The 6,003-nt window shown below is 58.2% G+C and carries 6 protein-coding genes; 3 read left to right on the forward strand and 3 right to left on the reverse strand.

The window, feature by feature from the left end; translation table 11 throughout:
* Window positions 1–270 (reverse strand): flagellin (locus ACETWG_06815; GenBank protein MFB0516298.1); only part of this gene is annotated, 270 nt, incomplete at its 3' end.
* Window positions 271–510: 240 nt separating this feature from the next.
* On the opposite strand from ACETWG_06815, the gene ACETWG_06820 reads away from it, so the two are divergent.
* From ACETWG_06820 to ACETWG_06830, 3 genes are all read left to right on the forward strand, one after another.
* On the forward strand, window positions 511–1,707 hold the full coding sequence (locus ACETWG_06820) for a glycosyltransferase (protein ID MFB0516299.1): 1,197 nt from the start codon (window positions 511–513) through the stop codon (window positions 1,705–1,707).
* 67 nt (window positions 1,708–1,774) lie between these two features.
* Window positions 1,775–2,971, forward strand: coding sequence for a glycosyltransferase (locus ACETWG_06825; protein ID MFB0516300.1), 1,197 nt, complete (start codon window positions 1,775–1,777; stop codon window positions 2,969–2,971).
* A 41-nt stretch (window positions 2,972–3,012) separates the two neighbouring features.
* Window positions 3,013–4,329 (forward strand): tetratricopeptide repeat protein, encoded by a 1,317-nt coding sequence (locus ACETWG_06830; GenBank protein ID MFB0516301.1) that lies wholly within the window; start codon window positions 3,013–3,015, stop codon window positions 4,327–4,329.
* A 107-nt stretch (window positions 4,330–4,436) separates the two neighbouring features.
* Here ACETWG_06830 and ACETWG_06835 read toward each other — a convergent pair whose 3' ends face one another.
* A complete protein-coding gene (locus ACETWG_06835; GenBank protein MFB0516302.1) occupies window positions 4,437–5,471 on the reverse strand; it encodes a 6-phosphofructokinase in 1,035 nt (344 codons plus the stop codon).
* 110 nt (window positions 5,472–5,581) lie between these two features.
* Window positions 5,582–6,003 (reverse strand): ATP-dependent 6-phosphofructokinase (locus tag ACETWG_06840; protein ID MFB0516303.1); only part of this gene is annotated, 422 nt, incomplete at its 5' end.

A 6,003-nucleotide genomic window follows, 5' to 3' on the forward strand; every position in this document is an offset into this window, starting at 1 on the left:
GAGAATGCTGGCGATGGCCAGATAACTGCCCTCAGCAATGGAGAGCACGTTCTTGGCAGTGCCGACGTTGTCCAGCGCCTGCGACAGTGAACGCCGACGGGACTCAATACCACGAGCCAATGAAAAACCGGCCGGGTCATCGCCAACGGTGTTAATACGCTTGCCCGAAGACAGGCGCAGCAAACCCTGGCTGACCAGGCGGTTGACATTCAGTAGCTCATTGTAGGATTGTAACGCAGCAATATTGGCGTTAATTCGAGTGAAACTCATAGGAACCTCCTTGTGCTCATTATGAGTGGGCTTCCCTGCCCACTGGCGACTCACTTTCCGGTAACCAACAGCATCGCCTGACCGCCGGTACCTATCAACTGCTCTCATTTACCCTATCGGCTTCTCCAAAAAAATCTTTAGCCCAATTTCCACCACAACCGCTCCCATCAACGATCGCACCCTGGAAGCCGCCACTCGCAAAGGTTGACAAATACCCCGCCGCAGTGGTACGCTTGAGTAATGAATTCCCGAACACCGAAACTGAAACAGCACTTCAACTACCAGAAATTCAAGTCACCGCCGTATCGCTTCCTCTTCCTTAAATACGACTACTTCCTCCAACATCAACTCCTGACCGAGCTTCGGCGCCAGGGGCACGAGGCCAGCGAATTAGCGCTGCCAAAACAGGTATCCCCGGAAAATGCCCTCCGCACCATCTTGAACCAGGCGGTGTCCTTCCGCCCTGACGCTCTCTTGGCCCTCAACAACATGGGACTGGACCGCAATGGCGCCATTATCGGCGTCCTATCCGAGCTATCGCTACCGGTGGTCCTCTGGTATCTGGATAACTACCGTTTTTCAGGGCCCTACTTCCCCGGTACAGCCCCCGAACTGGCCTTTGCCTTTTCCGCTGATAAAGCCCTCGTTCCTACCCTTGAAGAGGCCGGCTTTGCCCATGCCTTCTACCTCCCATTAGCTACGGACATTTCCTACAGCACCGTCAGGTACGACGACCGTTACAGAGTCCTGCGAGACAAAATCTCCTATGTCGGCGGGACCTTCACCAAAATGGTCCGACACTTCCATACCGACGAATACGAAGCCCTCTACCAGGAGTGGCAGCCCGACTTTACCGCCATAATGGAGAAAGAAGGCCGCGTTGACCTGGACGCCACCTTCGCCCCCTATAAGGAACGCTTCCAGGTTCTGGAAGCCTACTACCACTTCATCGCTTATGTGGTGTTCCGGGAAACACGCCGCTACCGGCTTGGACGCCTGAAGTGCCTGCTGGATGAACCCCTGGTCGTCTTCGGAAGGGAGGACTGGAAGAACTATCTCCCTGAAGAAGTGGTCTGGCCACCGGTAAAATATACTGTTGAGACACCCAACGTTTATCGCAACAGCGGCATTAACCTGAGTCTGACCACCTTCCAACAGGAAACCGCCCTGAACCAGCGCCTGTTTGACATCCCCCTGTGCAATGGATTTGTACTCACCGACTGGAAAGAAGCCCTGGCCGAGCACTTCGAGCTGGATCAGGAGGTGATCTATTTCCGCAACGACGACGAACTGAAAGAGAAAGTGCGGTACTACCTCCAGCACCCCGACGCGCGCGATGCGGTCATCGAAAAGGCCCGGGAGCGGATCCTGCGCGAACACCTCATGGAACACCGCGTAACCAAAATGTTGGAAACGATAAAGAAAACCCTGGCTTAACTTCCCCGTATTCAGCGTCAAGCCCGAAAGTTGACAATAGCCTATCCCGAGTCGTAGCATCCATGCGATGAAAATCAACGCGCCCAAGCTCAAAGCGCACTTCGATTACCGGAAATTCAGGTCCCCTCCCTACCGCCTGCTCTTTCTCAATTACGACTACTTCCTGCAAGACTACCTCATCAACGAACTCAAGCGGCAGGGGCATCAGGTCATCCTGCTTCCCTTCCCCCAAAACATCCCGGTGGAAGAAGCCCTGCGCACCATCCTTACCAAGGCCGCCGAAGTTCGACCCGATGCCATCCTCACGCTGAATGCCCTGGGCCTGGATAATCACGGCCATACCCTCTCCGTCCTCTCGGAACTGTCCCTGCCCGTCATTATCTGGTACCTGGATAACCACCTCTTCAAAGGGCCCTACCTCCAGGACCGCTCCGCCCAATGGACTATCGTCTTTACCTACGAACGTGCACTGGAACCCACCCTGACCGAGGCCGGCTTCCAGCACGTCTTCTACCTGCCACTCGCCTCCGATCCAAACCTCCCCGGATCTGGCAAGGATAGCCGCTTCAAATCCCTCCGCAATAAAATCACCTTCATCGGGGGAACTTTTTCCAGCGCCATTGAAAGCCATTATGAGCCCGAGTTTGAGCAGGCCTATCAGGAATGGCAGCCTGACTTCGGTGCCCAGAAACAAAGGCACGGCCGCATACACCTGAATGCCCTCTTCGCTCCCCACCGCAACCGCTTCTCCTCTCCGGAGGTCTTTTTCCGCTTTATGGCCTACGTGATCGCCAAGGAGACCTTCCGCTACCGAGCCGAACGACTCGCTTATCTCAAAGACACTCCCTTAACGGTCTTCGGCCCCGCGGAGTGGAAAGACCACCTGCCTGATGCAATGGTTCAGCCGCCGGTTGATTACCAAACTGTAACCCCGCTTATCTACCGCAATAGCGCCGTCAATCTGAGCCTGACCACCCTCCAGCAGGAAACGGCCCTGAACCAGCGCTATTTCGACGTACCCCTCTGCGGCGGCTTCCTGCTGGGCGAGTGGCAGGAGTCCCTGGCTGAGCATTTTGACGTCGATAAGGAAGTAGTCTATTTCCGCAACGATGAAGAACTGAAGGAAAAAGCCCGCTATTACCTTAACCATCCGGCCGAGCGCCAGCGCATCCTCGATAAAGCCCGGCAGCGGGTCCTCAACGAACACCTCATGCAACACCGGGTAACCACCATGCTGGATCACATCCGCCAGGTCTGCGACTAGCCGGCAACCCCGTGCGAGGGATAATTGATGATTGCTATCCCATGATCGACCGCATAAACCAGCCTGCCGGCCCGGTCTGTATCACCGGCATGCACCGCTCCGGCACCTCCATGGTAGCCCGCATCCTGAATCTGTGCGGCCTTTACCTGGGACCGGAAGATCAACTCATGCCGCCGGATGAGGGGAATCCCACCGGCTACTGGCAGTACCCCCACATAGATCGCCTGACGGAAGACATCCTGGCCCACTTCGCCGCCGGCTGGGACTTCCTGCTGCCACCCATGCCGCCGAATTGGGAACTGGACCCCGCCCTGACCCCCTATCGTAAAAAGGCCCGGCAGCTCATCCGGACCATGGCCCGGCAGCAGCCCTGGGGCTGGAAAGACCCCCGCTGCAGCTTAACCCTACCCTTCTGGAAATCGCTGTTGCCCGGCCTGAAAGTTATCGTATGCCTGCGCAATCCCGTGGAAACGGCCCGCTCCCTGACCCAGCACACCGGCAGCACCGACGCCTTCTCCTACAACCTCTGGCTCAGATACTACCAGCGCATACTGGCCGACACCGACCCCGACGATCGGCTGATCACCCATTATGACGTCTACTTTATCGACCCCCGCAGCGAGCTCCAGCGGGTACTGCGCTGGCTGGACTGGTCGGTGCCCGAGGCACGAGCTGCGGCGGCCTGCCAGGCTATCTCCGCCCCCACCCGCCAGCAACACCTCATGGAAACCGACCTGGAAGCGGTCAGGGTACCCCTGGAGGTGGTCGAGGCCTATGAAGCATTGTGTAACCTTAGCGGGCAAGTCCTGCAGCGGGCCTTAAGCCAGGGACTGGTACCCAGGATTACGTCAAAACAAGCCGTCGGTTACCGGCTACCCGCTGCTGACACTACGCCCCCTGAGATGAAAAAAGAGGCCCGGGCGGCCTTCGACCAGGCCTATACACTTATCGAACGCAGGAAGTACGGCAAAGCGCTGAAAGCCATGCAGCAAGCGGTATCCCTGCATCCCTTTCACGCCCAGGCCCAGAACGACCTCGGCGTGCTTTATCGTAACGACGGTGACAAGGAACAGGCCCTGGCTCATCTCGGCGTCGCCCGCAAATTGGACCCCGACAACGCCGATACCGCCAAAAACCTCGCCGAACTCTATAACGAACTGGGCCGCACTGAAGATGCCATCCAGACCTACCTGAATATCATTGATCGGCGCCCCCAGGATGTGGAGGCGCTTTACTGGCTGGCAACCGCCTGCGCCAGTCAGGGCCAGAAAGAACAGGCTTTCAGATTATTTTCCCGCGTGCTGGAACTGGAACCCGATCACGCCGGGGCCAAAAAAGGCCTGGCGCTGCTACAATAACCGGCGTCACCATATAAATGAAAGACCGGGACGTCGGCACGAAGAATCTCCCTCCCCGAAACCGGTAAGACCAACTCCCTCCGGGCCCGGAACGACAGCGGATGTGGCTAAGCCTTCAGTATATCCAGCACCGGGAACCACTCGGGTCCTACCGTCTTGGTCTCCCTGGTGGCCTCGGACAGGGGCACTGCCACGATTCTATTCCCCCTGAGGGCCGCCATCTGGCCGAACTGGCCCTGGTTGATCATGTCGGCGGCAAACACACCGTATCGGGTGGATAAAACCCGGTCCCCGGCTGAGGGAACACCCCCACGCTGGGTGTGCCCCAGGATCACGCTCCGGCACTCGATGCCCGTCTCGTTCTCGATCAGCTTGGCCACCAGCTTGCCGATACCACCCAGCTTCACGTGGCCGAATGCGTCCCGCGACTCGTCCTGCAGGATCAGCTCCTCCTGTCCGGCCAGCTTGGCCCCTTCCGAGACGACCACAATGGCGTAGTTCTTCCGACCCTCACCATATTCGTGCTCTACCGCGGCGCACAGGTCGGCCAGGTCGGTCTCCTGCTCGGGCAGCATGGTATAGTCGGCACCCCCGGCAATGCCCGCATGCAGGGCGATCCAACCCGAGTGCCGACCCATCACCTCCACCACCAGGGCCCGATGGTGGGACCGGGCAGTGGTGTGCAGACGGTCTACCGCCTCGGTGGCAATGACCACGGCCGTATCGAATCCCGGCGTAACGTCGGTGGCGGACAGATCGTTGTCGATGGTCTTGGGCACGCCGATGGTCTTCACCCCCATCTCGGCCAGCTTGGCGGCCACCCCCAGCGTGTCGTCACCCCCGATGGCTACCAGGACGTCGATATTATTGGCCTGCAGGTTGGCCTTGACCTTGTCGATGGACTGGGGCTCTTTCAGAGGGTTGGTACGGCTGGAGCCCAGCATGGTGCCGCCCTCGGCGTACCGCCCCCGCACACTGTCCACATTCAGCGGCACCGCGCGGTTCTCGATTGGACCCGACCAACCGTCCAGGAAACCCAGAAATTCGTACTCGTATCGCTTTATACCAGCCAGGACCAGTCCCCGGATCAGTGCGTTCAGTCCGGGCGCATCGCCTCCGCCGGTTAGGATTCCAATGTGCATAGCGTCCTTCTCTCCCTTTCCAAATTCGCTCTTATACAAGTCCGCTAATTTACTATTCAGAAGACCAGCAGGTGGGAATTCCTGGCACCTGATTTCGTAAAATCGCCGCCTCAACTCCGCGAACTTACCAATGACGGCTGACCCGTTGACAACAGCACCGACTGCCACAGCGCCTCCTTCGAACCGATCCGCCTCCGGCCGGCCTGGATAATCTCCATCGGCAGATGAACGAACCGCGCGTTCCAGTTGCCGATAACCATCCTGGTCCTGCCGCTCATGGCCGCGTGTACGGCGTGTTCCGCCAGAATCCCGCAGTAAACCCCATCCTCGGGAATCGCCGGCACCGAACGGATGATATAACTGGGATCGATGTACTTAACGTTTACCTCCACGCTCCGGGCGGTAAAATAGTCCTTTATGCTGTTCTTAAGATAAATCCCGATATCATGGAGCAGTTTATTGCCGGCAGCGTCCAACCGGGACTCCTTCCCCTCGAAATATTTCTGCCCGGCCCCCTCCGCCACGACGATCA

This window comes from Candidatus Neomarinimicrobiota bacterium, from assembly GCA_041862535.1.
Lineage (GTDB): Bacteria > Fidelibacterota > Marinisomatia > SCGC-AAA003-L08 > TS1B11.